At 40.3% G+C, this 25,518-nt stretch carries 29 protein-coding genes; 7 read left to right on the top strand and 22 right to left on the bottom strand.

Features of this window, described 5'->3' with window-relative positions; all coding sequences use genetic code 11:
* Window positions 1-95: 95 nt before the first annotated feature.
* The 6 genes from nqrE to QQK09_RS01805 form a co-directional block, all read right to left on the bottom strand.
* On the bottom strand, window positions 96-704 hold the full coding sequence (nqrE, locus tag QQK09_RS01780) for an NADH:ubiquinone reductase (Na(+)-transporting) subunit E (protein ID WP_284202392.1): 609 nt from the start codon (window positions 702-704) through the stop codon (window positions 96-98).
* Window positions 705-709: 5 nt separating this feature from the next.
* Window positions 710-1,342 (bottom strand): NADH:ubiquinone reductase (Na(+)-transporting) subunit D, encoded by a 633-nt coding sequence (locus QQK09_RS01785; RefSeq protein WP_284202393.1) that lies wholly within the window; start codon window positions 1,340-1,342, stop codon window positions 710-712.
* Window positions 1,335-2,108: a Na(+)-translocating NADH-quinone reductase subunit C gene (locus QQK09_RS01790; RefSeq protein WP_284202394.1), complete on the bottom strand. Its 774-nt coding sequence runs from the start codon at window positions 2,106-2,108 to the stop codon at window positions 1,335-1,337. Before QQK09_RS01790 ends, QQK09_RS01785 begins: the two co-directional genes overlap by 8 nt.
* Window positions 2,101-3,306: an NADH:ubiquinone reductase (Na(+)-transporting) subunit B gene (locus QQK09_RS01795; protein WP_284202395.1), complete on the bottom strand. Its 1,206-nt coding sequence runs from the start codon at window positions 3,304-3,306 to the stop codon at window positions 2,101-2,103. Before QQK09_RS01795 ends, QQK09_RS01790 begins: the two co-directional genes overlap by 8 nt.
* A 2-nt stretch (window positions 3,307-3,308) precedes the next feature.
* Window positions 3,309-4,649 (bottom strand): Na(+)-translocating NADH-quinone reductase subunit A, encoded by a 1,341-nt coding sequence (locus QQK09_RS01800; RefSeq protein ID WP_284202396.1) that lies wholly within the window; start codon window positions 4,647-4,649, stop codon window positions 3,309-3,311.
* 250 nt (window positions 4,650-4,899) lie between these two features.
* Window positions 4,900-5,211 carry a BolA family protein gene (locus tag QQK09_RS01805; protein WP_284202397.1) on the bottom strand — a complete coding sequence of 104 codons (312 nt, stop codon included), beginning with the start codon at window positions 5,209-5,211 and terminating at the stop codon, window positions 4,900-4,902.
* A gap of 51 nt (window positions 5,212-5,262) precedes the next feature.
* Between QQK09_RS01805 and QQK09_RS01810 the strand changes: the two genes are divergently transcribed.
* On the top strand, window positions 5,263-5,985 hold the full coding sequence (locus tag QQK09_RS01810) for an arginyltransferase (RefSeq protein ID WP_284202398.1): 723 nt from the start codon (window positions 5,263-5,265) through the stop codon (window positions 5,983-5,985).
* Between the two features lie 139 nt (window positions 5,986-6,124).
* The gene (gene infA, locus QQK09_RS01815; RefSeq protein WP_015465665.1) at window positions 6,125-6,343 is read left to right on the top strand and encodes a translation initiation factor IF-1; all 219 of its coding nucleotides are present in this window, start codon (window positions 6,125-6,127) and stop codon (window positions 6,341-6,343) included.
* A gap of 77 nt (window positions 6,344-6,420) precedes the next feature.
* Here infA and arfB read toward each other — a convergent pair whose 3' ends face one another.
* Together arfB and QQK09_RS01825 are read right to left on the bottom strand one after the other, a co-directional pair.
* Window positions 6,421-6,840 (bottom strand): alternative ribosome rescue aminoacyl-tRNA hydrolase ArfB, encoded by a 420-nt coding sequence (gene arfB, locus QQK09_RS01820; protein ID WP_284202399.1) that lies wholly within the window; start codon window positions 6,838-6,840, stop codon window positions 6,421-6,423.
* A 31-nt stretch (window positions 6,841-6,871) separates the two neighbouring features.
* A complete protein-coding gene (locus tag QQK09_RS01825) occupies window positions 6,872-7,474 on the bottom strand; it encodes a tRNA-uridine aminocarboxypropyltransferase (protein WP_284202400.1) in 603 nt (200 codons plus the stop codon).
* A gap of 30 nt (window positions 7,475-7,504) precedes the next feature.
* Between QQK09_RS01825 and rrtA the strand changes: the two genes are divergently transcribed.
* On the top strand, window positions 7,505-8,089 hold the full coding sequence (gene rrtA, locus QQK09_RS01830; RefSeq protein ID WP_284202401.1) for a rhombosortase: 585 nt from the start codon (window positions 7,505-7,507) through the stop codon (window positions 8,087-8,089).
* 12 nt (window positions 8,090-8,101) lie between these two features.
* Here the strand turns inward: rrtA and flgL are convergent, their stop codons facing one another.
* The 3 genes from flgL to flgJ all read right to left on the bottom strand — a co-directional run bounded on the left by flgL (window position 8,102) and on the right by flgJ (window position 12,999).
* Window positions 8,102-9,613: a flagellar hook-associated protein FlgL gene (gene flgL, locus QQK09_RS01835; RefSeq protein WP_284202402.1), complete on the bottom strand. Its 1,512-nt coding sequence runs from the start codon at window positions 9,611-9,613 to the stop codon at window positions 8,102-8,104.
* Window positions 9,614-9,968: 355 nt separating this feature from the next.
* Window positions 9,969-11,990, bottom strand: a complete 2,022-nt coding sequence (flgK, locus tag QQK09_RS01840; RefSeq protein ID WP_284202403.1) for a flagellar hook-associated protein FlgK — start codon at window positions 11,988-11,990, stop codon at window positions 9,969-9,971.
* Entirely contained in the window at window positions 11,983-12,999 is a 1,017-nt protein-coding gene (flgJ, locus tag QQK09_RS01845) for a flagellar assembly peptidoglycan hydrolase FlgJ (protein WP_284202404.1), read from the bottom strand. The genes flgK and flgJ overlap by 8 nt, the downstream gene beginning before the upstream one ends.
* A gap of 153 nt (window positions 13,000-13,152) precedes the next feature.
* On the opposite strand from flgJ, the gene QQK09_RS01850 reads away from it, so the two are divergent.
* Window positions 13,153-14,475 (top strand): Na+/H+ antiporter family protein, encoded by a 1,323-nt coding sequence (locus tag QQK09_RS01850; RefSeq protein WP_284202405.1) that lies wholly within the window; start codon window positions 13,153-13,155, stop codon window positions 14,473-14,475.
* A 163-nt stretch (window positions 14,476-14,638) separates the two neighbouring features.
* Here the strand turns inward: QQK09_RS01850 and QQK09_RS01855 are convergent, their stop codons facing one another.
* From QQK09_RS01855 to QQK09_RS01900, 10 genes are all read right to left on the bottom strand, one after another.
* The gene (locus tag QQK09_RS01855; RefSeq protein ID WP_284202406.1) at window positions 14,639-15,739 is read right to left on the bottom strand and encodes a flagellar basal body P-ring protein FlgI; all 1,101 of its coding nucleotides are present in this window, start codon (window positions 15,737-15,739) and stop codon (window positions 14,639-14,641) included.
* 46 nt (window positions 15,740-15,785) lie between these two features.
* Entirely contained in the window at window positions 15,786-16,469 is a 684-nt protein-coding gene (gene flgH, locus QQK09_RS01860) for a flagellar basal body L-ring protein FlgH (RefSeq protein WP_284202407.1), read from the bottom strand.
* An 11-nt stretch (window positions 16,470-16,480) separates the two neighbouring features.
* Entirely contained in the window at window positions 16,481-17,269 is a 789-nt protein-coding gene (gene flgG, locus QQK09_RS01865; RefSeq protein ID WP_284202408.1) for a flagellar basal-body rod protein FlgG, read from the bottom strand.
* 35 nt (window positions 17,270-17,304) lie between these two features.
* Window positions 17,305-18,051 carry a flagellar basal body rod protein FlgF gene (locus tag QQK09_RS01870; RefSeq protein ID WP_284202409.1) on the bottom strand — a complete coding sequence of 249 codons (747 nt, stop codon included), beginning with the start codon at window positions 18,049-18,051 and terminating at the stop codon, window positions 17,305-17,307.
* A gap of 156 nt (window positions 18,052-18,207) precedes the next feature.
* The gene (gene flgE / locus QQK09_RS01875; protein ID WP_284202410.1) at window positions 18,208-19,605 is read right to left on the bottom strand and encodes a flagellar hook protein FlgE; all 1,398 of its coding nucleotides are present in this window, start codon (window positions 19,603-19,605) and stop codon (window positions 18,208-18,210) included.
* Window positions 19,606-19,617: 12 nt separating this feature from the next.
* Window positions 19,618-20,310: a flagellar hook assembly protein FlgD gene (locus QQK09_RS01880; protein ID WP_284202411.1), complete on the bottom strand. Its 693-nt coding sequence runs from the start codon at window positions 20,308-20,310 to the stop codon at window positions 19,618-19,620.
* Between the two features lie 10 nt (window positions 20,311-20,320).
* A complete protein-coding gene (gene flgC, locus QQK09_RS01885) occupies window positions 20,321-20,740 on the bottom strand; it encodes a flagellar basal body rod protein FlgC (protein ID WP_284202412.1) in 420 nt (139 codons plus the stop codon).
* A gap of 20 nt (window positions 20,741-20,760) precedes the next feature.
* Complete coding sequence (flgB, locus tag QQK09_RS01890) at window positions 20,761-21,162, bottom strand: flagellar basal body rod protein FlgB (protein ID WP_284202413.1); 402 nt, start codon at window positions 21,160-21,162, stop codon at window positions 20,761-20,763.
* A 397-nt stretch (window positions 21,163-21,559) separates the two neighbouring features.
* On the bottom strand, window positions 21,560-22,390 hold the full coding sequence (locus QQK09_RS01895; protein ID WP_284202414.1) for a CheR family methyltransferase: 831 nt from the start codon (window positions 22,388-22,390) through the stop codon (window positions 21,560-21,562).
* Window positions 22,391-22,414: 24 nt separating this feature from the next.
* Window positions 22,415-23,344 carry a chemotaxis protein CheV gene (locus QQK09_RS01900; RefSeq protein ID WP_284202415.1) on the bottom strand — a complete coding sequence of 310 codons (930 nt, stop codon included), beginning with the start codon at window positions 23,342-23,344 and terminating at the stop codon, window positions 22,415-22,417.
* A 116-nt stretch (window positions 23,345-23,460) separates the two neighbouring features.
* Between QQK09_RS01900 and flgA the strand changes: the two genes are divergently transcribed.
* The 3 genes from flgA (at window position 23,461) to QQK09_RS01915 (ending at window position 24,991) form a co-directional block, all read left to right on the top strand.
* Window positions 23,461-24,150, top strand: coding sequence for a flagellar basal body P-ring formation chaperone FlgA (flgA, locus tag QQK09_RS01905; protein ID WP_284202416.1), 690 nt, complete (start codon window positions 23,461-23,463; stop codon window positions 24,148-24,150).
* 97 nt (window positions 24,151-24,247) lie between these two features.
* Complete coding sequence (gene flgM / locus QQK09_RS01910; protein ID WP_284202417.1) at window positions 24,248-24,556, top strand: flagellar biosynthesis anti-sigma factor FlgM; 309 nt, start codon at window positions 24,248-24,250, stop codon at window positions 24,554-24,556.
* 15 nt (window positions 24,557-24,571) lie between these two features.
* Window positions 24,572-24,991: a flagella synthesis protein FlgN gene (locus QQK09_RS01915; protein ID WP_284202418.1), complete on the top strand. Its 420-nt coding sequence runs from the start codon at window positions 24,572-24,574 to the stop codon at window positions 24,989-24,991.
* A 12-nt stretch (window positions 24,992-25,003) separates the two neighbouring features.
* Here QQK09_RS01915 and QQK09_RS01920 read toward each other — a convergent pair whose 3' ends face one another.
* Window positions 25,004-25,462, bottom strand: coding sequence for an LPP20 family lipoprotein (locus QQK09_RS01920; protein WP_284202419.1), 459 nt, complete (start codon window positions 25,460-25,462; stop codon window positions 25,004-25,006).
* Window positions 25,463-25,518: the final 56 nt, after the last annotated feature.

Here is a 25,518-nt window from a genome sequence, read left to right on the forward strand (position 1 = left end):
AGTTAAGTTAAATTCAACAAGAAAGCACGCAATTTATCAGTATAAATGAGCAGTTCCGACGCCGAAGTTGGCCTAAATGACAACGATCTAAATATTTATAGTTGGATACCTGAGAATGACATGAAACCTAATGCCATTAAGCCAGCTGTTACAAATGTAATACCTAAACCACGTAAACCATCTGGCACGTCTGAGTATTTCATTTTTTCACGGATACCCGCTAATGCAACAATCGCTAATGTCCAACCGACTCCACTACCAATACCGTAAACCGCTGATTCAAGTAAGTTATAATCACGTTGAACCATAAACGACACACCACCAAAGATGGCACAGTTAACGGTAATAAGTGGTAAGAAAATACCGAGGGCTTGGTACAATGCAGGGAAGTATTTATCTAATACCATCTCTAGAATTTGTACTAAAGCCGCGATAACACCGATAAAGGTGATAAAGCCTAAGAAGCTAAGATCGGCTTCTGGAAAACCAGCCCAACCTAACGCACCAGGTGCTAATAGATTAAAGTAGATGATTTGGTTAACGGGTACAGAGATCCCTAATACTACGATAACCGCGACCCCCAAACCCATTGATGTTTTAACTTTTTTCGATACAGCAAGGAATGTACACATGCCTAAGAAGAAAGCTAACGCCATATTTTCGATGAAAATAGAACGCACAAATAAACTAAGATAATGTTCCATTTAAACTACTCCTTTGGCTCAACTTGATCTGGACGTGCAACACGGATAGCCCAGATGATGCCACCAATAATAAAGAACGCACTCGGTGGAAGTAGTAATAGACCATTACTTTGGTACCAACCTCCATTAGACGTTAGTGGTAGAATCTCAATACCAAATAGCGCACCCGCACCAAACAACTCACGGAAACCGCCAACAAGCACAAGGATAAAGCCGTAACCTAAACCATTACCGATACCATCCATGAAGCTTGGGAAAGGTTTATTTTTCATCGCAAATGCTTCTGCACGCCCCATTACAATACAGTTTGTAATGATTAGACCAACATAAACAGATAATTGCGTAGATAAGCCATAAGCGTAAGCTCTAAGTACTTGGTCAACAACAATTACCAATGAAGCAATAATTGCCATCTGCACAATAATACGCACACTATTTGGAATAAAGTTACGGATCATTGAGATAAACAAGTTAGAAAATGCGGTAACAAAAATAACCGCCAGCGTCATTACAACTGCTGTTTCTAATGTTGTTGTCACAGCAAGTGCAGAACAAACACCCAAGATTTGCAATGCAATAGGGTTATTATTCACAACAGGAGAGGTTAATACCTCTCTTAATTCACCAGGTTTAGCCATTGTTTAGTGCTCCTTCACGAACTTTAGTAAGGAATGGACCAAAGCCTTGCTCGCCTAACCAGAAAGTAAAGGTATGCTCAACACCAACACTAGTCAGTGTTGCCCCTGATAATCCATCAATTTCATGTTTAGAATCTGCAGGTGCTTGACCCTTAGTGATCTTAATTGCAGGAGAACCATTTTCATCAAATAACTCTTTGCCCACAAAGTGAGAGCGCCAACGTGGATTTTGTACTTCACCACCTAACCCAGGAGTCTCACCTTGATCGTAATAAGTGATCGCATCAATCGTATTACCGTCAGGCTGAATCGCAACAAATGCATACATTGTTGACCATAGACCTGCACCGTGAACCGGCAGAATAATACGTTGTAACTGACCATTATCATCAGACACTAAATAAACCGTTGCCAGATTTGCACGACGACCAATTTTAGCCACATTTTGTTCTGCAGTTAGCTTGATACTAGTCGCAGGATCTTTTGCAGCAGCACGTTGATCATAACTTGGATCATCAGCAGCAAACTCACCAGTACTTAAATCAACTAGCTTAGTTTGAATGTTTGAAGAGAAGATTTCAGACACTGATTTCTCAGTCTCAAGGCCAGCAACAGCAAGAATATTGCTTTGCTTATCAATCTCTTTATTTTTTATTTGTAGCGGACGTAGACCAACGGCTGCGCCTGCAACAATGATTGAACATACTAGACAAACTGCTAGTACTACAATCATCGTTTTTCCGAATGTTTCCTGTTGATTAGACATTACGTGTCAACCTCCGCTTGATATTTCCTTGCACAACAAAATAGTCGAATAGAGGTGCAAACAAGTTAGCAAATAGAATAGCTAACATCATACCTTCTGGGAAAGCAGGGTTTACTACTCGAATCAATACAACCATCAAACCAATCAGTGCACCGTACATCCATTTACCTTTATTCGTAAATGATGCAGATACCGGATCCGTTGCCATAAAGACCATACCAAAGGCAAAACCACCCATTACTAAATGCCAGTACCAAGGTAGTTGGAACATATGGTTTGTATCACTGCCAATCACATTAAACAACAGTGACGTCGCAACCATACCAATCATTACACCAGCAATGATGCGCCATGAAGCGATTCCGGTAATAACAATAAATGCACCACCAATCAAAATAGCTAAGGTTGATACCTCACCAATACTACCTTGCATATTACCAAGGAAAGCATCCATCCATGATAGGTTTGCTTGCACTGCATCGAGTCCACCCTGTGACATCACGCTTAATGATGTAGCACCAGAGAAGCCATCTACCGCAGTCCATACCGCATCACCAGAAATATCTGTAGGGTATGCAAAGAATAGGAAAGCACGACCTGCTAATGCAGGGTTTAAGAAGTTACGCCCTGTACCACCAAATATCTCTTTCGCAACAACAACACCAAAGGTAATACCTAAAGCGACTTGCCATAAAGGAATACTAGCAGGCACGATTAATGCAAATAACACAGAAGAAACAAAGAACCCTTCATTCACTTCATGTTTACGCACACTTGCAAACAATACTTCCCAGAAGCCACCAACAATAAATGTAACGGCATAGATAGGTAGGAAATACATCGCACCAAATAGGAAGTTATCAAGCAGACTCGCACCCGACCCCATGGTCACGCCAAGCATGTTTAATATAGCAACACGCCAATCATCAAGGGCTGCATAGCCACCAATAATTGCTTCATTTGCTTGAATACCAGTATTGTACATACCGTAAAACATGGCAGGAAATGTTGCTAACCAAACGAAAATCATCATTCGTTTTAGATCAAGGTTGTCACGGACATGAGTGATGCCCTTGGTGACATAACCAGGAGTATAGAAAAATGTCGCCGTTGCTTCGAACAGAGCGTACCACTTTTGATAGCGGCCTCCTGACTCGAAATGTGGTTCCATTTTCTCAATTATATGTTTAAGACCCATTGTTAGCCTTCCTTCTCAATTTTACTTAGGTTTTCACGTAAGATTGAACCGTAGTCATATTTACCTGGGCAAACATAAGTACATAGCGCTAAATCTTCTTCATCTAGCTCTAAACAACCTAATGTTTGTGCACCATCACTATCACCTACAATTAAGTCACGTAATAATACGGTTGGCAAAATATCCAGTGGCATAATGCGTTCATATTGACCGATAGGTACCATTGCACGTTTACTACCACCGGTTGTGGTTGTAAATGCAAAGCGCTTAGTTTTATTTAAAGCAGAAAGGAATACACGAGCAACGGAATGCTTGTTCAAACCAGGCGCGCCCCAACCAAACAGTTCTTTCTCATAGCCTTCAACTAATGCAGAAACTTGGTTATGGTAACGACCAAGATAAGCATGAGGACCATACGCTGTTACACCACACAGTACTGAACCAGACACGACGCGTATTTCACCAGCAACCAACTCGTTAGCAGTAAGCTGAGCAATCGATGCGCCCACAACCGTTGTTAATAAACGAGGTTTATTAACCGCAGGTCCCGCGAGAGAGATAACTTTCTGAGTATAAATCTCACCAGTGACAAATAGCTGACCAAATGCGATCACATCTTGGTAATTAATAGACCAAACATGCTTAGTGATAGAAACAGGATCAACAAAGTGGATATGTGTACCGGCAAGACCAGCAGGATGCACGCCAGCAAATAATTTCTCTTCTACGTTGCTCGCTGCTGATGTTGGCAGTTGACCTTCAGCTTTACAAACATACACTTTTCCAGCTGTTAACTGTGATAAAACAGCTAAACCATCACTAAATGCTTGTTGGTTTTCATTAATAATCAGTGCAGCGTCTGCTGCTAATGGATTGGTATCCATGGCAGTAACAAAAATTGAAGCGGGTTCAGCATCGATAGCAGGTACTTTACTAAATGGACGAGTTCGCAGAGCAGTCCATGCACCAGATTCAACTAAGTTGTCAACAATTGCAGCACGCTCAAGCTGAGCTAATTGCGCACGTTCAAATTTTGGAAAAGAGATGCTCTCTTCACCTTCAACTGAAATAACGACAGATTGCAAAACACGCTTTGCACCACGATTGATCTCTTTAACTACACCAGATGCTGGAGCGGTAAATTTAACACCGGGGTTCTTTTTATCAGCAAAAAGAACTTGGCCTTTCTTTACAGTATCGCCGGCTTTAACAGCCATCGATGGACGCATACCAACATATTCTTCGCCTAGTATAGCTACTTCAGTAATGACAGGGCCATTCTGAATAACTTGCTCTGGTGCTCCACTGATCGGGAGATCCAGTCCTTTTTTTATAGTAATCATATTTATTTGCACTATGTTTACGGGAAGAAGAGTTAGATGCCTTTCGGCATAAAAACATTACAAGTCACCAAATTGATAAAATTAGCTTTAACGATTCAGTAACAAGTAGACTAAAAAATTCGGGCATATATTATCATTATTTAACATTAAATTGCCATCGCTATTGCACGTACTTAGTGCATTGAGTTCAAATTTTTCTGTGTAATAAAGTTACATAAAAACAGTAATCTTTTAACATTTGACAACAATTCTATTTCCCTCCTCCCATACAATCTGCAGAAAGCGGAGAAATATTGCCTTTTTGTGCCCACTGTTCAGGTGTATAGGTGTGCATTGCTAAGGCGTGGACGGGGCCAGCTAACTGAGTAGATAATAGTTCATTAATCAATCTATGCCGAGCGATCAGTAATTTCCCTGAAAACTGCTCACTGACCACAGTCACTTTGAAGTGTGTTTCAGAATTAACCGGCACAGCATGACGAAAGCTTTCATTTTCAACCTGTAAATATAAACAATCTATATTTTCCGATAATATTTTTTCTATAATGTCTTGTACGTTCATCTCGCTATCCTTAAGCTGTATTAATAATCAAATCACAATAGCAGGTGTTTTTTGTCGACTCAATCTACTTCCCTTAACGTGGGTATCACAAAACCTTTTCCTTGTTCCTATTTGGAGGGACAACAGGAAACATTAGTTATGCTCGTTGAACCTGAAACGAATGCAAAAACCTATTACCCAACCTTGCTTGAGAATGGGTTTAGACGCAGTGGCGATCAAGTTTATCGCCCTCATTGTGAAACCTGCCAAGCGTGCCAATCGTTAAGAGTTTCAGTAAAAAACTTTACCAAATCACGTAGCCAAAAAAGATTAATAAATAAAAACAAAGCACTGACGGTAAAAATGGCGAAAAAAGCAGGTGAGCAGTACTTTGAGCTTTATCAGCGTTATATCAACCAAATTCACTCTGATGGGCCAATGTTTCCGACCTCAAAAGCGCAATATGATGACTTTATCAACAGCCAATGGAATGACGCCGTTTTTATTGAAATTTATGACCAAGCTAAGCTGATCGCAGTGAGTATTACTGACCAAATGACTAGCCCAAAAGGTAAAATGTGGAGTGCCTTTTACTGTTTTTATGACCCCGATTATCCAGCAAATTCATTAGGTAAATTTGCTGTTTTAAGTCAACTAAAACTGGCAATAGAACATAATATTGATGACTTATATCTTGGTTATTACATCGAATCTTGTCAAAAAATGAATTACAAAACACAATTTAATCCGCATCAACGATTTATAGATGGTGAATGGAAAAATTTTAATCGATAGGTTTTTTTGCAAATAGCGCAATAAACAAGCAACAAACCTTTACCCATTGCTATAATTCTGGCATGATGCGCCGATTGAAATTAGCACCATTCCTCGAAATGATTGAGGAAACTAAAAAAACATTAAGGATCCATTAAGAATGGCAAAAGAAGATAGTATTGAAATGCAAGGCACCATCATGGATACCCTGCCTAACACAATGTTCCGCGTAGAATTAGAAAACGGACACATGGTGACTGCACATATCTCTGGTAAAATGCGTAAAAACTACATCCGTATCTTAACGGGTGATAAAGTGACAGTACAATTAACACCTTACGACTTATCAAAAGGTCGTATCGTATTCCGTGCGCGTTAATCGTTAATTAAACGCCCATGAAAAAACCAGCCTCGTGCTGGTTTTTTAGTTTTAGCGTCTTCTTAAATACTCAAAGACTAATAATCTATCTTCTTGCTACGTAAATTTTTAGTGGTACCACGCTGTGTTTTTTTATCAACACGTCGCCTTTGCGAATTGCGCGTCGCTTTTGTTGGCCTTCTTGCTTTTTGTACCACCACTGCCGATAGAATGAGACTTTTTAAACGATCTAATGCGTCGCTTCGGTTCTTCTCTTGAGTTCGATGACTTTGCGCTTTAATAATAATCACGCCATCACTGGTAATACGCGCATCAGAAAGCTGTAACAAGCGTTCCTTATAAAATGGAGGTAATGTTGAGCTTTTGATATCAAAGCGCAGGTGTATCGCAGAGCTCACCTTATTAACGTTTTGTCCACCAGCACCCTGTGCCCGAATTGCCGTTAATTCCAATTGCCAATCGGCAATTTCGACACCATTAGATATCTTAAGTGGCATCTAAGTGTTCCTTCTTTATATCCATTTTAATTCACTTTTTATCTAAGTAATGACGCTGATATATCTCAGCAGGCATCTGTGAAATTTGAAAGTCGATCATAAATTCAAAGCTTTTTAGGAGCGGCATAAATTTTTCATGGTTGCCCTCTAATTGCGCTAGCAGATAATAACCCGCTTCCACCGTTGATAATCCATCTTCGCGTGGCGATTTACGTAATCGGTAATTACTTTTAGCATCAACGTTAATAAATACTTTAGGCAATGCTTGTAAAAAAGGGTTACTCATTAGTAATTTGTACGCTTTTTTCCAGCTGCCATCGAGTAATATAAACTGACTATTTTCATTAAAATTAGGCTGTTCATTTAATCCACTCGCAGGGATTGCATCATCTCCAGGAAAAAGCAGATAACTATTATTAAGATCAAAATCTTGCTCATCAAACATTTCGCCAATAGAGAGTTGTATTTTACTTAAAGAGAGCTTTAAAATACGTGCGGTACCGATCGCTTTCTTTTCTTCACTGGGGTCTTGCAAAATATGTAACGGATACATATTATCAATCGACTCTATAGTGCTACAAATACAAGCAGAGCTCGCTTTTAAACAGTTTGAACAAAGCGCCCTTTTAACCATTGTTACCCCCTAATATAGAAATGAAACCGCATGCGCTCACTTGTTATTGAAACGATGCTTTATACTTTAATCTGTCTTGGTATCTATTTATTAGAGCCACAAGCGAGTTATTGGTTAGCATATTACCACACAGGTATTGAGCAATTCGAGCTTTGGCGATTGCTAACGGCAACTTTTTGCCACACCAACTTTAATCACCTTGCCATGAACCTCATTGGATTAGTTATCACCTTGGCGCTGTTTATTGACACTTTCAAAAAAACATGGCTATTTCCTATCATTATTTTTAATAGTTTATTTATTGCTATTGCACTGTTTTTCTTCGACTCAGAGGTGATCTGGTATGTTGGATTTTCGGGTGTTTTACACGGGCTGTTCAGTTTTGCCGTGATGAACGATATTGCAGCTAAAGACCGCTGGGGCTATCTACTTGGTGGTGGCTTATTGATTAAAGTGCTTTACGAGCAACTTTATGGCGCCCAACAAAGTACTATCGATATGATTGGTGCACCAGTATTAATAAACGCTCACCTCTATGGGGTCGCGGCTGGTGTTATTTTCTATTTTATTAACAAACATTATAAATTAACAAGTTACCCAGGTAAGAGCATTTAATAGCCAGTCACACTAGATAAGTTTAAACAAGCTTAGTGATTGCATCTGCACAAAGGTTTGCTGAGAAATCTCTAACATACTCATCTGCATCTGAAACTCACTGATCGCAGCAGCCATATCAAGATCCTCAAGGCTAGAAAGTGTTTTCTGATTAGTCAGATTAAAGTCTAAGGTTGCTTCGCGCTGATTATCAATAGTATTCAAACGACCACCTACAGAAGTGTGAATATTAGACACATTACTCATCGCATTATCAACTTGTTGATGAGCAACCATTAGCACCATGGCGCGTTGTGCAGACGTCGCGTCGTCGGAACCTGGCATTCGCAGTGCATCAATTGATTGCTGGATAGTCGTAAAGATATCTTTCTCTCCACTCTGGCGAAGTGTAAAGCTATCCAAGTCTTGTACCTCACCTTTTATCTCAGTTTTAATGCCATTAAATTCTATTGATTGCCCTTCTTGGTAGGTTGTAGGTTCAATAAATTTGGTCATTTTGTATTGGTCTGCATCATCAGGTACACCATTAACATCGATCGATATACCATCAATGGTTATTTGTTGTGTACTGCTGTTTGTGCTGTCATAAAGAGCAGGCAACGATGAGACGCCATTAATTTGTAACTCAAAGACCCCCGAACTGACTGGGCTTTCAATGAAGTTAATATTTACATCACTTGCAACACTTGGGTAAACGCCAGCTGGATTGACGTTACCAATAGCTGCATTATTAAGATCTACCGCAGCGATTTTTACACTCGCATTACCAGTGGCGCCACTATCATCTAAGCCATAAACGGAATATTCAGGTTCATCACCCGGAGCCACTGTGCTTACAGTAACCGTATAATCTTGATCAACAAAATCACGAGCAAGCTTACTATCGATCACAGCTCCCTCAGAAATAACCCCTGATCCACTATTATTTTGATTAACTTCAGAGACAAAGGTGCCATTACCTTCCGGTATCTGGGTAAAAAGCGCAGCACCTGAGTCATAACCTTGTACTAATACACCAGGCCCAACTCTAAACTTACTACCGCCTCCATCACCGTGGTAATCAATATCGCCAAACTCATCACTTTGAAACGGTTGCGTATCCACTTGAAAACCAGCAAAGATATATTGGCTATTACCATCTTTAGTATTCGCCACACCAACAAGTTCTTCACGCAAGCCCTCTAGCTCTTTCGCCATTGCCTCACGCCCTTCTCCGTCATAGGTTTCATTACCTGCGGTGACCATGATTTCGCGTACACGTTGCAAAATATTAGTGGTTTGTGACAAAGCCGTATCTTCAAGTGCATTTGCTGATTCAGCAATATCTGCATTTTTTAAGTATTGTTCACCCACGCTGACGTCTTGCTTTAAACGCTGAATAGTGGCAATAGCAACAGGATCATCAGAACCATTCAATACACGCTTTTGCTCTGACAAATGCATGTTTTGCTGATTTAATGAAGACTGTTGTCCCATTACACTATTCATATTACGTTGAAAAAAGACTTGGGTGGAAATACGCATAATTGTCCCTCTGAATACCTATTATGAGTCGATGACTCAATCTAAACTTAACAATGCAATAATTATTCCAAGTTGATATTTATAGGAGGTAAACCGCAGTTGTTAGTTATTAGCGAACAGCTAAAATCAAGCTATCAGATTTAGTACTCTACCTACGTGGCCATTCATAGCAAACTAAAGGGGAGAAGAGATAATATTGTTTAGAAGATTAGAGGATTAAATGATTACATGATTACATGATTACATCGGAAGTATGCGTCCCCACAGGAAGCATGGGAACGAGTAGTAACTACTTATCTGTATTCACTAGGTGAATAACTGACCGCTTAAAGCGAATGACTGACGGCTTCCTGACCTATCTAGATGCCTGTAATATGGTGTCAAAAAGTTCAGAAGCAACCGATATCACACGTGCAGCAGCGCTATAATGTTGCTGAAATTGTAATAGATTTGCAGCCTCTTCATCCATATTAACGCCACTCATGCTTTGCATACGTTCAAAGGATTGATTTTGAAGAATTTCCATAGTCTGCATCGTGGTATCAGCATTTGCTGTTTTAGCACCAACTTCTGAAATCATGCCACTATACACATCGGCGATTGTCGCCTTGTTACCGTTCATAATTTTCTGGTTCTGTAGGTCAGCGATTTTTAACATATTGCTGTTATCACCCGCGCCCGTTTCATTAAAGTTAAGGCTAAAACTATCACCGGCTTGTGCAGAGCCAGAAACCATCTCTACTTCAACACCAGCAAAAGCAAACGTCGCTTTGCCACTAAGCGGATCAATCGTGCTTGTGAGCCCAGATAAAGCAGTCGCACCATTTTTATCCACAACATCATAGGTAATGTTCCCACTAGCAGGATCAATACTAATAATGTCGATGTTAAGTGGATTATCTACATCCATATAAAGTGCATGTGATGGATCAATAATCGCACTCGTTCGTAATAACGCATTACCATTGTTTGCTTGTGCTGCTATTGTTTTTATCTCCGCATCAGCAGCCGCTACTTTTTCAGGATCCGTTAACTGTACCGTTGCTTCTTGTGCCGCTAAACGTGTTGGACGTAATGAAAATGACTTTCCTTTTTGAGGCAGATTATTGGGGTCGATTGAATCAATCCCGATACTGATTCCCGCCCCAGGTATATCAACACGCTGTGACTCGGACATATCCACTGCTAATGGTGTCAGTCTTTCACCTGTAGTGCGATTTGTTGCCGTAAAAGAGAGCGTTTCAGGTGGGCCAGCTTGGTAATCTTCCACTACCAGATCAAACTCATCAGGACTTAATTTACTGAGGTCATCAATACGCACACTCAGTTGCATTTTACCTAAACCATCATCATGAGAGAGTACGCGCTTTTGCATTGTTAACGGTGCATTAAGGTCATTAAATAGATTACCCCCAATTTCACCATCAAGCGTCATCCCTTGTTTTTGCTGTTCATTAATAGCGTGTGTTAATCCGATAACATTTTGACCAAGCTGATTAAAAGCGCGTTCAACATCATTATTTCTTGCGTCAAATAAGCCCGCAACTGAGCCGCCTAATCGCCCGCCATCAATAACCGCGAGGTTACCATTAACACTGAGTGCTAACTCTTTTCGAGAAGGATCGGGATCCCCATTAACCGATAGCATCTGTAGTGCAGTGCCGCCCATCACCAACGATTGACCACTGCCGATATAGACATTGATCATAGCGTTATCAGAAGGCACGACTGAAACGTCAACATATTGACTTAACTTAGTCACTATTTGGTCGCGCTGATCTAATAGGTCATTTGCGTTACTACTTACACCTGCGCCGGTAACCGCAGAGATCTGTTGATTGAGTGAAGCAAGGTTACCTGCAAGGGAAGAGATCTCTTTGGCTGAATTAGTAATATCATTATTAATCGAGGAATACTGAACCTCTAAACTATCGTAGAGGCGATTATATTGAGCAACCGTATTATTCGCAGACTCTAGAAATACTTGGCGCGACTCTAATGTATTCGGACTATCTGCAACGCCATTGATCGATTCAAACATATTTAAAACAGGTTGAGCGACCGAAGTGCCTGAGCTAGAAAGCAATGTATCTAACTGACTGCTTTGTTGATAGACCTCTTTTGCATACTCAAATTGCGAAGTATTCATCATGTTTTCAGTAAAGGCGAATTGATCATAAGCACGTTCAATACCACTGATCATCGAACCACGACCAACAAAATAGTTACCCGATCTATCTGCACCTGCGGTTGATATCTCAACACTTTGACGTGAATAACCTTCAGTATTCACATTGGCGATATTATGACTGGTGGTATTCAGGCTCGCTTGAGATGAATAGATGCCCGATAAACCAATTTGAAATAGATCAGCCATTTAACTCTCCCTCTGCAACAGCTTGCTTGAACGATTCATTATTCATTATCTGTTTAATCTTATCGGCATATTGTGGATCCGTTGCATAACCCGCTTTCTGTATCTCTTCGATATAACGATCTGCATTAGTGCCTTGCTGTAAGGCTTCTTGGTAACGTTGATTGGTGCTGATGAATTTTCCATAATCGGCAAAACTCTGCTCATAATTGTCATAAGCCCTAAAATCTGAACGACGCTTAACACCGATTCCGTTTTCTACTTCCAGACTATCCTTAGCCACTTTGTCACCTTGCCAAGAACGGTGGGCTTTAATATTAAACAGATTAAAACTACTTTGATTATCACTGTTATTAATCACCTTCTTACCCCACCCTGTCTCTAATGCCGATTGCGCCACTAATACCTCAGGTGAAATACCTAATGCTTTTGCCGCTTTTTTAGCGTACGGCATAAGCGTTTCAATGAATGATTTTTGATCGGTAAAAGGTTTATTTTCAACTCTACTTTCAAGTTCAGCGACAGGCTTAGCGGTATTGATAACCGGTTGGTTAAAGGCAGGTAGTGACGGTTGCATTTTATCGGGTTTATTCAAATCAACAGCCGCCAATGCTTTGTTGAGATCCATCATTTTTGATGTTTCACTGTTTGGCATCACCATCTCATCTTGAGGTACAGATTTAGGGCCCGCTATAGAGGTAGGATCAAGTTGACGCACCAGTGCATCTGCGAGCCCAAGAGAACCATGGCGACTGATATCAAGCGCCAGTTGCTTATCCTGCATATCGGTATAAAACTTGGTATCTTTGTTATTAAATGGGCTGTCAGTTTCAAAGGCTTCATTTGCCTGACGCATTGATTTAATTAACATACTGGCAAACATCGACTCAAACTGATTAGCAACTTCACGGATCGATTCTTTACTATTACCCTGCGCTTTTTGACGCAGTTGATCTAACCCTTGTAGGTCAAAGTAATTGCTAGATTGTGTCACTGCACTGTTGGTCATCATTCGTCCCATTTAATCCAATTTTACTCACACTCTAAACAAAGCAATTATAGTGCCACAATTAAATAAAACCGCAGTACAGAGTACTTTAATAAAGTTGATATAAAGGTCGACTCAAGTAGAATGCCCGCATCAATCTTATAGGGAATAATAAATATGAATCCAGTTATATTGGCGGTTTGCCTGATGCTCGTGTTATCGCTCATGCGTATCAATGTTGTCATCGCATTGACGCTCAGTGCGTTAGTGGGCGGCTTGAGTGCAGGGCTTTCTGTGGCAGATACCGTCAGTGCATTTGAAGGAGGACTCGGTGGAGGAGCAACAATCGCATTGAGCTATGCAATGTTAGGTGCGTTTGCTGTCGCCATCTCAAAATCAGGTATTACTGACCTGTTAGCACAAACGGTGATTAAACGTCTGCATGGACATAATCCAGATAAACTTTCTCTGGCGATAAAATACGGCGTGTTAGGCAGCATTTTATTAATTACTATCTCATCACAGAATATTATTCCTGTTCATATCGCCTTTATCCCGATCTTAATTCCACCGTTACTTTCTGTATTTGCCAAACTACGTTTAGACAGACGTTTAGTCGCTTGTATATTAACCTTCGGTTTAGTGACACCTTATATGGTATTACCGGTTGGCTTTGGTGGTATTTTCTTACACAACATTCTGCTTAAAAATCTCCACGATAACGGTCTTCAAGCAACGGCAGCACAAGTACCGATGGCAATGTTACTACCTGCACTCGGTATGGTAACAGGGCTACTCATTGCCGTATTTTTCAGTTACCGCAAACCGCGTGATTACCCTGTAACAGCAGAAGATGCCGTTCAGCCAGAAGCTAAAACACTTAATAAACGCCATATTTTGGTTGCTGTTATTGCAATTATATCAACGCTAACAGCGCAGCTATACACAGGTTCAATGATCGTTGGTGCCCTCGCTGGTTTTACAGTATTTACCGTAGGTGGCGTGATTGCTTGGAAAGAAACACAAGATGTGTTCACCAAAGGTGTACATATGATGGCGATGATTGGTTTCATTATGATTGCAGCAGCTGGTTTTGCCGCAGTAATGAAGGCAACCGGCAGTGTAGAAAGCTTAGTCTCGTTTTTAAGCGGTAGTATTGGTGATAATAAAGCCTTAGCTGCACTCTTAATGTTAGTTATCGGTTTATTAGTCACAATGGGTATTGGATCTTCATTCTCAACGATTCCAATTATTGCCACTATTTACGTACCATTGGCGATCGCATTTGGTTTCTCTCCTATGGCAACTATCGCGTTAGTGGGTACTGCTGCAGCATTAGGCGATGCCGGCTCCCCTGCTTCCGATTCTACATTGGGACCAACATCGGGTTTAAATATGGATGGAAAACATGACCATATCTGGGATACCGTTGTACCAACCTTCATTCATTATAACTTACCCTTAATCGCATTTGGCTGGATTGCCGCGATGACGCTGTAAGTCGTTAATAACTGTTAGTAGCCGTCAGTTATTAGCGGTCAGCTGTTAGTAAAAACAAAAAAGCCCCACTTCATTAGCACAATGAAGTGGGGCTTTTAAATTTTACTGCTTAACTAACTAATAACTAATAACTAATAACTAATAACTAATAACTAATAACTTCTTAGATTATTATCAACTCACCCTGCAGTGCGCCAGCTTGTTTGAGTGCTTCCAGTATCGCCATTAAATCCCCCGGAGCTAAGCCCACTTCATTAACTGCACGTACAAGGTCATTCAAACTCACCCCGGTATCAAACTTAAACATGCGGCTATCCTCTTGAGTGATATTAATCGTGCTGTTATCGATCACCTCAGTGTTGCCGCCTGCAAATGCATTAGGTTGTGAAACCTCACGGTTCTCACTCACTGTGACACTAATACCACCATGGGTAATTGCGGTAGGTAATAATTTAACGTCTTGACCAATAACAATGGTGCCAGTACGTGAGTTTACAATCACTTTTGCAGTACTACGTGCCGGTTCAAAGGTCAGGTTTTCCAATGTGGATAGGTAAGAGACACGTTGTGATATATCACGAGGCGCTAATACTTTAACTGAAGTCGCATCTAGCATCGATGCGGTATTCGGCCCAACAAGGTTATTAATCGTGTCCGCAAGACGTTTTGCCGTAGTAAAATCTGACTGGTGAAGGTTAAACGTAATGCTATCACCACTTGCAAAAGGAGAAAGTATTTCACGCTCAATAATCGCACCGTTAGAGATACGCCCAACTGTCGGTGTATTAATCACCACCTTTGAGCCATCAGCACCTTCTGCCCCTAAACCACCGACGACCAAGCTTCCCTGCGCCAGTGCATAAACATTACCATCGACCCCTTTCAAGAAGGTTTGTAGTAACTCACCACCACGTAAACTTTTTGCTTCACCAATCGCTGAAACGGTAATGTCAATTTTCTGACCACGTTTGGCAAATGCCTCTAATTCGGCAGTGATGGCAACTGGCGCTACATTTTTAATGTTGAGCTTTTGGCCTGCGGGTATATTAATACCAAAATTACGTAACATGGTCGCAAAAGCTTGCTCTGTAAATTTACTGCTTCTTTCGCCTGTGCCCGGTAAACCAACCACCAAACCATAACCGACTAATTGGTTACTACGCACCCCCTGTACACTGGCGAGATCTTTAATACGCGCAGAAAAAGAGCTGCTAGAAAAACTGATAATGATTAAGCTAAGTAATATTTTTTTAAATGAAAACATGGGGTGCCCCTTGAGCAATACACACTCGATAAATTAGATTAACCGATTAGATAGGCCAATATGGCCCTGAGAAAAATGAAGTTAACCACCCTTGCTTTTGGGTATTAGCAAAGTCACCGGTACCACCGTATTGAATGCGTGCGTTAGCAACTCTGCGTGATGAAATCGTGTTATCAGAGCTAACATCTTCAGAACGAACCACCCCTTTGATACGTACATATTCTTCACCATTATTGAGCATCAACCACTTCTCACCGCGAATCATAAGGTTACCATTATTTAAAACACGTACGATATTCACCGAAATGCTGCCTTGCAAATTATTACTTTGGTCTGCGTCTGCATCCCCTTCAAATTTGCTGCTTTGATTTAAACCCGCACTACCACCTGAGATGGTGAGCGGTGAACTACCCTTAGAAGGAAAGAGCGTTTGATCAATACCCAAATCATAGCTATTTTTCTTCTCTTGACTGGTGCCTGCATTTTTACTGGCTGAAGTCGCCTCTTCCAAATAGACTGTAATAATATCGCCAACACGATGTGCTTTAATATCAGAATAAAGATTATTACCAAAGTTCTCTTGAAACATTGAACCCGTATTAATCATCTCAACACTTGGCTCCATTGGTTCAACAGGGGCAAACTCAGGATCATTTTTTACTTCTGCATTAGGTAAAGAGGTACAACCTGTAACGACAGCTAAACCTATTAATAAAATAAAGTTAACCATAACGCCTCCGATTATAATTGCTGGCTTACGTAAGAAAGCATCTCATCAACTGCAGAAATTACTTTTGAGTTCATCTCATAAACACGCTGACTCTCAATAAGGTTCACTAACTCTTCGGTCACATTTACATTAGAGGTCTCTAACATGCCTTGGCGTATAAAGCCCATGCCATCAGCACCCGGAACGCCTTGCAGCGCGGCACCACTTGCCCCTGTTTCAGAGTATAAGTTCTCCCCTAATGGTTGTAGCCCAGATGGGTTAACAAAATCATTAACATTAAGCTGACCAACTACTTGGTTTTCTACTTGCCCTGCGATACGCACTGATACTTCACCTTCAGCACCGACACTGATCGACTGCGCATCATTAGGAATTTGAACTTGTGGTACTAATGGATAACCAGAGCCAGGGGTAACAATAACCCCGTCTTCATTTAACTGAAACTGACCATTACGTGTAAACGATGAGCTCCCATCAGGCATCTCTATCTCAAAGAAGCCACGCCCATCAACCATTAAATCTAATGAATTATTGGTCGTCAGTGCATTACCTTGAGAGAAGTTTTTCTGAACAGCAACAACTTTAGCACCCGCGCCAATCATTAAACCCGATGGCAATTTGGTATCTTGAGTCGCATTTGCACCCGGCTGATTGATATTTTGATAGAGTAAATCTTCAAACACTGCACGGCTCTTTTTGAAACCTACCGTACTTGCATTGGCCAAGTTATTAGAGATGGTCGCTACATTTGTTTGTTGAGAATCTAAACCTGTCTTACTTATCCATAAAGCGGGATGCATATATTTCTCCTTAAATTTTTGAAATTAAATGATCGTTAAACAACACGTAATAGAGATTCAGAACTTTTATCGATCTCTTCAGCGTTTTTCATCATTTTTATCTGCATTTCAAAATGTCGTTGCAAGTTAATTAAACTGGTTAACTCACTACTTACATTCACATTAGACGCTTCTAGCGTGCCATTTTGTATACGTACCGTCGGGTCCAATAGCGCGTCAGCACCATCAGCACGCCTAAATAATCCATCTTCGCCACGCACAAGATCTTTTACATTTGGGTTAACGAGTTTAATTTGTGCAACTTCTTCCATTGCTTCAGCAGGTGCGCCTTCAGGTCTCACTTCAACCATACCATCTTGACGAATATTGAATTTTTCAACTGGCAATGGAATAAAAATGGGCTGGCCTTGAACATCAAGTACTTGATTACCTTTATTATTAATCAAAAAACCTTGCTGATTAATATTAAGCCCTCCAGAACGCGTCATCGCCTCCCCACCCAGATCACTTTCAACCGTAAACCAGCCATCACCTTGGATTGAGATATCTAAGTCGCGCCCCGTACTTTGTAAGGCACCACTTTCAAAATTTTGTCCCGCCTCTTCCGTTACAGCAAAAACGCGAGAAGGTTGTCCCTCACCATAAACTTGCATACTGCGCGCTTGCTCAAAGCTTGATTTAAAGCCAGTTTTATTGGCGTTAGCAATATTATTAGAGTGAATCGCTAAAGCATTCATACTCTCTTTAGCACCAGACATTGAGATGTAAAGAAACTTATCCATTTGCACTCCTTAAGCGACGAATTCAATATGTATTTATTGAGGGACCGAGATAGGTTGAAATGCAAAAGGTGTGCCAATTGAAAATATAAGTGCCATAAAAACAAAAATGCACCTGAAAAGGTGCATTTTTATTGGCTAAGTAGATAAAACAGTAGGTTATCTGATCTGTAGAATGGTTTGCTGCAGGGTATTATTTATCTCTAATGCACGCGAGTTTGCTTGGAAATTACGTTGTGCGGTAATCAAGTCGACCAATTCCGTCGTTAAATTGACGTTTGATTGCTCTAGCGCGGCTGAATTAATCGAACCAAAAGAGCCAGATGCCGCTTCGCCAGCAATCGGGTCTCCAGAGTTTTGTGAGGCTATCCATGATGAGCCAGTTTGTGCTAAACCTTGTTCATTACGAAAACGAACAATCGCAACGCGTGATAATGGTTGCGATGTACCATTACTATAAGTCGCTTTTACTAAGCCATCATCACCGACTTCAACACCGGTTAATCGCCCTACCGTTAAACCATCTTGCTCTAATGCTGTTACTTCAAATGAAGAGGCAAATTGAGTCGGCTCTTTAAAATTCAAGGTTAACTGTTGTGCACCATCAGCACCTGGGTCAAGTACCCCAGCACCGTTGATACCCAATGGAGCAAAGGTTAAATTCGCAGGCGTATTACCTTTATAACCACCCACATCATCAAAGTTTAAAACCACACCGGTACGTGTTGCACCATTGGCATCAGTATAAGTTGCATTAGCGTTCGCATCTGCAACCCCATCTCCCGTTGTATCTTTTTGATACTGGCTTGTTATAGGTCCATTGGTACCATCCCAAGCATCAATACCCACTGTTTCACCATCCTTCGACATCGTCATGAAAGCAACCCAGTTACTTTCGCCACTGTAAGATGCGCCTTCCGGCTTAACATAATACGTGCTCATGATGTGTGCTTCGCCTAATGAGTCATAAACAGTGACCGAGGTAGAATTATTATAAGTAGAAGGGTCATTCGGATCAAAATTGGCCGGATCATAGGTTTCATCACCAGCAGGTAAATTCAATGTCACCCCAACTTCAGAGGTTTTCACCGGGGTTCCCGCTGTCTCTGGAATTTGAATCGGCTGAGTTGTACTCACACTCACTGAAGAAGAAGTACCATCGGCATTCACTGGAAATGCCTGTAGATAATTACCGCTATTATCAACAATAAAATTTTCATTGTTCAGTTTGAAGGTACCTGAACGTGTGTAGCTCAGACTACGATCATCTAAATTACCCGCGGTAGCAAAAAAACCACTACCCGTAATCGCTAAATCTAAAGGATTTTCCGTAAACTTCAAACTACCTTGATGAAATTGCTGCGCAACGGCGGCAACGGAAGCACCGTCGCCCGTCTTTGTTTTACTGTTAGAGAAAAGCGAGTTCGCATACACACTTTGAAACTCTGCGCGCGACTCTTTAAAGCCAACCGTATTTACGTTAGAGATGTTGTTTGCCGTTGAATCTAAATCTTTTTGTGCGGCAGATATTCCACTTAATGCAATATTAAAAGACATAATATTTCCCTATTATTTATTTTCTGCAACTTCAATTGCATCCGAAAGCTCAATGCCACCTAACCCTTTAAGGTTTAAATGCACATTCGCTCGACCTCCGCCCAAACTGACACTTTCAACGTGTGCGTAGTTTGCGACAACTAATTCTTCACCTTCACCATTCACCATCCCATTAGCCTTTAGGGTATAAGTATCTTCAGGTAGGCGCTCACCATCATTATTAAGGCCATCCCAAGAAAAACGCTTATTACCCGCGCCGATATCACCAAGGCTAATCGAACGCACCACAACGCCATCACTATTCTCAACAGTGACCATGCTATTGTAAGCACCTGTTGTGGTATTGATTGATGCATCGATACCACCACTTTCGGCAAGAAAGCCGGTATTACTTGGGATCAATACTTTTTTACCCACCAACGATGATGCCTGCAGCGCTTGGCTTGAGCTCAATACTTCTTTCATGCCCGCAAACTCAGTTCCCATGGTGCTGATCCCTTCCGCTGTGGTAAAGGATGCCATTTGTGCAATCATCTCTGTATTTTCAACAGGTTTGAATGGGTCTTGATAAGCTAACTGCTGCGAGAGCAGTGCAAAGAAGTCTTCTTGTTGTAACTTCTGCTTTCCATCAATCTCATTATTAGCTGCGACCTGCTCTGCGGTCAGTGGCTTAGTAAGATTTAGCGATGGATTAATTGTACTCATAGCTCACCCCTTAGCTTTTGCCCATTTGCAATGTTCGACTTAACATCTGTTTTGCAGCATCTGCTATTTGTACATTGGTTTGGTAAGAGCGTGAAGCACTGATCATATTGGCCATCTCTTCCATTACATTGACATTCGAGTGGTAAATAAAGCCATTCTCATCTGATTTAGGATGATTAGGTGCATACTCCTGATTAAGCGGTGCGGCACTTTCTACAATTCCCTGCACCTTGACACCCACACTACTCGCTAATCCACCTTTTGCGCGATTTAATTCTGCAGCAAATACTGGGTGACGTGCCTTATAGGTTTCTTCACGATTACTACTTACGCTATTCGCATTGGCTAAGTTACTGGCAGTGGTATTTAAACGAAGAGACTGCGCACTCATGCCCGTTGCCGAAACATCTAATACTCTTAATAAGCTCATAAAAACTATCCTCGTACCACTTATTGGCCTTTAATCGCTTTGCGAAGGCCTGAAATTTTACTGTTTAAGAAATCTAAACTCGCTTGATATTCCATACTGTTTTTCATAAACAAGTTACGTTCAACTTCTGTATCTACCGTATTACCATCACCTGTATCAGGTTGATTTCCTACTCGAAACAACTCACCAGATTGGGCCATTGAAAAAGATTGAGCAGATTTATGACTACTATGAGTACGCTCTAAAAACACACCCGATCTAGATTTTGCATTTTGTAATGCATCTTTAAAATCGATATCTCGCGCTTTATAGCCAGGTGTATCTGCATTAGCAATATTTCCCGCTAGTACTTCTGTTCTACGAGAACGAACACCAAGCGTATGCTGATGAATACCAAATGCTTTTTCAAAGTTAATCGCCATAAATTTCTCCTATAGATCAAACTATGCAAAGCATGTGCCAGAATAAAAAAACAATCTTGTTTTTATCCCTTACGATGTAAAGAGAGTGGTGGATATCAATCTAAATGATTTACTTCCCCCTTCAACATACGGTTGTGTTCAGGGTTTGTTGAGGAAAAATAAGGCGTAGAATTGAGTAATAACGGGTTATTACCATTGAATGCACGTAACTCACTATTCTTTGAATTCCCCACAGAGCGGGTAGTTATGCGAAATAGCATTAGGTCGTATAGTGTTATGCAGGGGTTATATTCTGAATATGATAAAAAGAGGCTATCGCTATAAGGTTAAAAGTAATTGCGGGGGTAATAAGAGAGGCAATAATTGCCTCTCTTATTACAAAGAGGCAATACTATGGCTAGTTTTTAAGTTGATAGATGATACCAGGGTTACATCTTACCATTTCAAATTTATCTGTTAGCCCGGTTAGCGACTCAGAGGCGCCTAAAATAAGGTATCCTCCAGGATTTAACGCACCAGCAAACTGATTCAAAATAAGCGATTTAACTTCACTAGAAAAATAGATTAAAACATTACGGCAAAAGATAATATCGAACTTCCCTAAGCCTGCGTAGCTATCTAACAAGTTATAGCTTCTGAAGTTTGTCATTTTTTTGACTTCAGGCTTAATTTGCATCTTTCCTGCACCATCATCCAGTCGTTCAAAAAAAAGTCTTTTACGTTCATCAGACAAACCACGTGATAAAGCAAGTGTGTCATAAACACCTGATTTACATTGAGCTAACATCGTATTAGAGATATCTGTCCCTAAAATCTGGACGTTCATCCCCAGTACCGACTTCTTTTTTTGATACTCAGTGGAGGTCATCGCTATCGAATAGGCTTCCTGACCAGAAGAACTGGCTGCAGACCATATTTTAATATTCTTTTTCTTCGCTAATATCTCTGGATAAATTTTATTACTTAGCAGTTCAAAAGGATAACGATCACGAAACCATAAGGTTTCATTGGTTGTCATCGCATCAACAACCGCAGTCCTTAACTCTCTATTTTTATAACTCATTGACTGTTGGATTAAATCAGAAAGTTTAACAATAGAAAATTTAGTCATTAAAGGAATTAATCTACTTTTTACTAAGTACTGCTTATTTGCCCCTAATACGATCCCACATTGCACCTCTAAGAAGTCGGAAAATTGCTTGTATATGTCATCAGAAAGGGCTCTCACAAATAGTTTCTCACTTATTAATTATTATTTTGGGTGATCTAAATTAATCACCCTTTGTACTGCTGTCGCTAACTCATCGGGGTTGAATTTTGCAATAAAATCATCTGCCCCGACCTTCTCCACCATCGCTTGATTAAAAATACCACTCAAAGAAGTGTGTAAAATAATATGCAGATCAGAGAGATCTGGATTATTTTTCACTTCAGCAGTTAACGTATAACCATCCATTTCAGGCATCTCTACATCAGAGATCATTAATGCGTAGCGATCTATTACAGGTTGGGTTTTAGAGATTTCTTTTAATAGCTCAAGTGCTTCTTTACCATCTTTTACAAGATCACACTCAATACCTAATGCACTAATTGCACGTTGAATCTGTTTTCTGGCTACAGAGGAGTCATCGGCAACAAGGATTTTTTTATTAGCCATTTTTTCCTGAATGTGATCATCGATCACTTCTGCAGTCACTTCAGTGTTCACTGGCGCTATTTCATCGAGGATTTTTTCTACATCTAAAATTTCAACTAGTGAGCCATCAATTTCGGTCACAGCAGTTAAGTAATTATAACGACCAACACCATTTGGCGGGGGTAAAATATTTTCCCAATTGATATTGATAATACGCTCAACAGAGCCCACTAAAAAACCTTGAATTGAGCGATTGTACTCGGTAATAATAATAAAGCGCTCTTCAATATTTTCTATTGCACGCCCTCCAGTCGCCAAGTTCATATCGATAACCGATATAGTTTGCCCTCTGATATGAGCAATACCACGAATCGCGGGATGAAGTTTAGGTAAGACGGTTAATGGTGGGCACTGTAAAACCTCTTTAACTTTAAATACATTAATACCGTAGCGCTGAATACCGCCTAATTTGAACAATAATAGTTCAAGCCTATTTTGTCCTACCAATTGCGTGCGTTGATTCACCGAGTCTAACAAGCCAGCCATATTAACTTCCTTATAATTTGTAGCCATGCACAAGATAATAGTCCTATAATATCAGTGTTTACATAATTATGAACACACTATATTGCAGTAATAACTGCTTACAAAAGGTCACTATTTTGATACGTTTTTTATTTCTGCTCAGTAGTTTAATATGCTCTTATAGTTTCTCTGATAGTAATTATCGAAATGAGTTAGAAAACTTTGCTCAAAAGCTTGTTTTTGATAAATATAATTCACAAAATGAACTTAATAACAATGAAAAATTAGATCTGCAGGTCGCCCCACTAGATAATCGCCTTAACTACCCACAGTGCCAAACAGAGCTGATCGGTGAAATAGTCAACGACAGTATAAAAAGAAATACCTCAGTAAAAATAAGCTGCCTAGATGAAACGCCTTGGACAAATTACCTACGCGTAAGAGTCAATGTATTGCAAAAAACAGCGGTGGTGACCACCGGTGTCAGCAAAGGCCAAACCCTCAATCAAGACAATGTAACCGCGGTGTATATGGATAAAACACTGATTCGTAATGGGGGGTTTATTTCACCAGAGTCACTTTACGGCACACGCTTAAAACGTAACTTAAGCGCCGACAAAGTGATCCGTGACAGAGATGTCTGTTTTGTTTGTAAAGACGATAAAGTCTCTATCTATGCAACTAATGTAGGTTTATCGATTAAAGCCTCAGGAATCGCCCTCTCTGATGCCAATATTGGCGGTACGGTAAGGGTTAAAAATAGCCGCACACAACGCATCATCGTCGCGACTGTTACCGGCCTCAAAGAAGTAAAAGTTTCATTCTAGAAATAGTTACTCTTTTATTGAAATTAACGCTAAAATCATTAAAGAATTCGTTAAACATGCCGACATTATTAATATGTAATCTTTTTGGAAGATAATTATGAGCATAAATATTAATCGCCAAGCGACACAAAAAAGCATTGTTGTTGAGCAAAACAAAGCTCAAGTAAAACAAGATGCTAAGCAACCAGCGGTCGCGAGCAGCGAAAAAAACAGAGACTCTGTGCAACTAACAGCACAAGCACAGAATTTAAAAAAAATGGAAACTGCAAGCGAACCACAAGTGAACAAACAACGTGTAGAAACACTTAAAGCTGCGATCTTAAATGGCGATTACAAAATTAATACTGAACGATTAGCTGAGAAACTCAGTAAATTTGAAGGTGAGTTTGGAGAGGCATTTGCCTAACAAAGAAGTAGGATTATGTTACTAGAAAAGTTAGCGCAACAATTAAAAAACCTCAATTCTCTGCAAGTACTGCTTGAAGAGGAAAAGCGTTGCCTGACAGAAAAAGATTTCAGCTCATTTAACGATACCTTGTTTAATAAACAGAAATCACTGCAAACTATTGCAACACTCGATAGACAATTAACTAACGCAGAAAATTTACAGCAAATAAATGCCAGTGATGAACTAAGTACACTAAGAAGTACACTTGAAACAGAACTGCAACACTGTCAAAAAATGAATAATATGAATGGTAAATTGGTCGCATTAAGCATGAAAAGTAACAAGCACCTGATGCAAATAATGACCCAGGCTAAAGGCCAAAATAGCGTAACCTACAACCAAAAAGGATCACTGCAAAGTGGTCGACTTCTCGGTAAAAACATTCAAGCTTAACGGCACAAAGCATTAATAGTAAATTCCCTCTTGCACCTTAATAACTGAAGTACCGTGATCACTATACTGAGTATTGGTTAAATAAGGTAAGCTTTCCATCTTAAGCTCTAGCTCAGTAATATAAAGGTCGCCCTCATGGTAACTTTTTAATACCCTCGCACCTTTTACTAACCCTTTTACACTCATTTTTATTCTATCATCGCCTAAATATGCCCCTTCAACACTATTCTCAGCCGTCAATAAAACCCCATATATTTGCTCTGCCATCTCTTTATAAGCTTCAATTTTTGACGCTTTAATCGCATTTAACATTTTTAATTCAAAGGTCTTACCGGATTGCCCTTCAATAGGTGCAGCGCCAACAGAATGAAAGGTGTAAAGGATATTACTCTCGGGCTCAGGCGTGTCTATTGGATAGGTACAAGCTGAGAGCAGAGAGAGTAGTAATAATGCAGATAGATAAGATTTCATGACAGTTTCCTTACTTGATTAATAATCACTAACCAAGCAAGAAGTGATCCAATGAC

The sequence above is a fragment of the Psychromonas marina genome (assembly GCF_030161115.1).
GTDB classification, from domain to species: Bacteria; Pseudomonadota; Gammaproteobacteria; order Enterobacterales; family Psychromonadaceae; genus Psychromonas; species Psychromonas marina.

Coding starts and splice junctions, on each gene's coding strand:
- nqrE (WP_284202392.1), bottom strand. CDS start 704: ATGGAACATTATCTTAGTTTATTTGTGCGTTCTATTTTCATCGAAAAT.
- QQK09_RS01785 (WP_284202393.1), bottom strand. CDS start 1,342: ATGGCTAAACCTGGTGAATTAAGAGAGGTATTAACCTCTCCTGTTGTG.
- QQK09_RS01790 (WP_284202394.1), bottom strand. CDS start 2,108: ATGTCTAATCAACAGGAAACATTCGGAAAAACGATGATTGTAGTACTA.
- QQK09_RS01795 (WP_284202395.1), bottom strand. CDS start 3,306: ATGGGTCTTAAACATATAATTGAGAAAATGGAACCACATTTCGAGTCA.
- QQK09_RS01800 (WP_284202396.1), bottom strand. CDS start 4,649: ATGATTACTATAAAAAAAGGACTGGATCTCCCGATCAGTGGAGCACCA.
- QQK09_RS01805 (WP_284202397.1), bottom strand. CDS start 5,211: ATGAACGTACAAGACATTATAGAAAAAATATTATCGGAAAATATAGAT.
- infA (WP_015465665.1), top strand. CDS start 6,125: ATGGCAAAAGAAGATAGTATTGAAATGCAAGGCACCATCATGGATACC.
- arfB (WP_284202399.1), bottom strand. CDS start 6,840: ATGCCACTTAAGATATCTAATGGTGTCGAAATTGCCGATTGGCAATTG.
- QQK09_RS01825 (WP_284202400.1), bottom strand. CDS start 7,474: ATGGTTAAAAGGGCGCTTTGTTCAAACTGTTTAAAAGCGAGCTCTGCT.
- rrtA (WP_284202401.1), top strand. CDS start 7,505: ATGCGCTCACTTGTTATTGAAACGATGCTTTATACTTTAATCTGTCTT.
- flgL (WP_284202402.1), bottom strand. CDS start 9,613: ATGCGTATTTCCACCCAAGTCTTTTTTCAACGTAATATGAATAGTGTA.
- flgK (WP_284202403.1), bottom strand. CDS start 11,990: ATGGCTGATCTATTTCAAATTGGTTTATCGGGCATCTATTCATCTCAA.
- flgJ (WP_284202404.1), bottom strand. CDS start 12,999: ATGATGACCAACAGTGCAGTGACACAATCTAGCAATTACTTTGACCTA.
- QQK09_RS01850 (WP_284202405.1), top strand. CDS start 13,153: ATGAATCCAGTTATATTGGCGGTTTGCCTGATGCTCGTGTTATCGCTC.
- QQK09_RS01855 (WP_284202406.1), bottom strand. CDS start 15,739: ATGTTTTCATTTAAAAAAATATTACTTAGCTTAATCATTATCAGTTTT.
- flgH (WP_284202407.1), bottom strand. CDS start 16,469: ATGGTTAACTTTATTTTATTAATAGGTTTAGCTGTCGTTACAGGTTGT.
- flgG (WP_284202408.1), bottom strand. CDS start 17,269: ATGCATCCCGCTTTATGGATAAGTAAGACAGGTTTAGATTCTCAACAA.
- QQK09_RS01870 (WP_284202409.1), bottom strand. CDS start 18,051: ATGGATAAGTTTCTTTACATCTCAATGTCTGGTGCTAAAGAGAGTATG.
- flgE (WP_284202410.1), bottom strand. CDS start 19,605: ATGTCTTTTAATATTGCATTAAGTGGAATATCTGCCGCACAAAAAGAT.
- QQK09_RS01880 (WP_284202411.1), bottom strand. CDS start 20,310: ATGAGTACAATTAATCCATCGCTAAATCTTACTAAGCCACTGACCGCA.
- flgC (WP_284202412.1), bottom strand. CDS start 20,740: ATGAGCTTATTAAGAGTATTAGATGTTTCGGCAACGGGCATGAGTGCG.
- flgB (WP_284202413.1), bottom strand. CDS start 21,162: ATGGCGATTAACTTTGAAAAAGCATTTGGTATTCATCAGCATACGCTT.
- QQK09_RS01900 (WP_284202415.1), bottom strand. CDS start 23,344: ATGGCTGGCTTGTTAGACTCGGTGAATCAACGCACGCAATTGGTAGGA.
- flgM (WP_284202417.1), top strand. CDS start 24,248: ATGAGCATAAATATTAATCGCCAAGCGACACAAAAAAGCATTGTTGTT.
- QQK09_RS01915 (WP_284202418.1), top strand. CDS start 24,572: ATGTTACTAGAAAAGTTAGCGCAACAATTAAAAAACCTCAATTCTCTG.
- QQK09_RS01920 (WP_284202419.1), bottom strand. CDS start 25,462: ATGAAATCTTATCTATCTGCATTATTACTACTCTCTCTGCTCTCAGCT.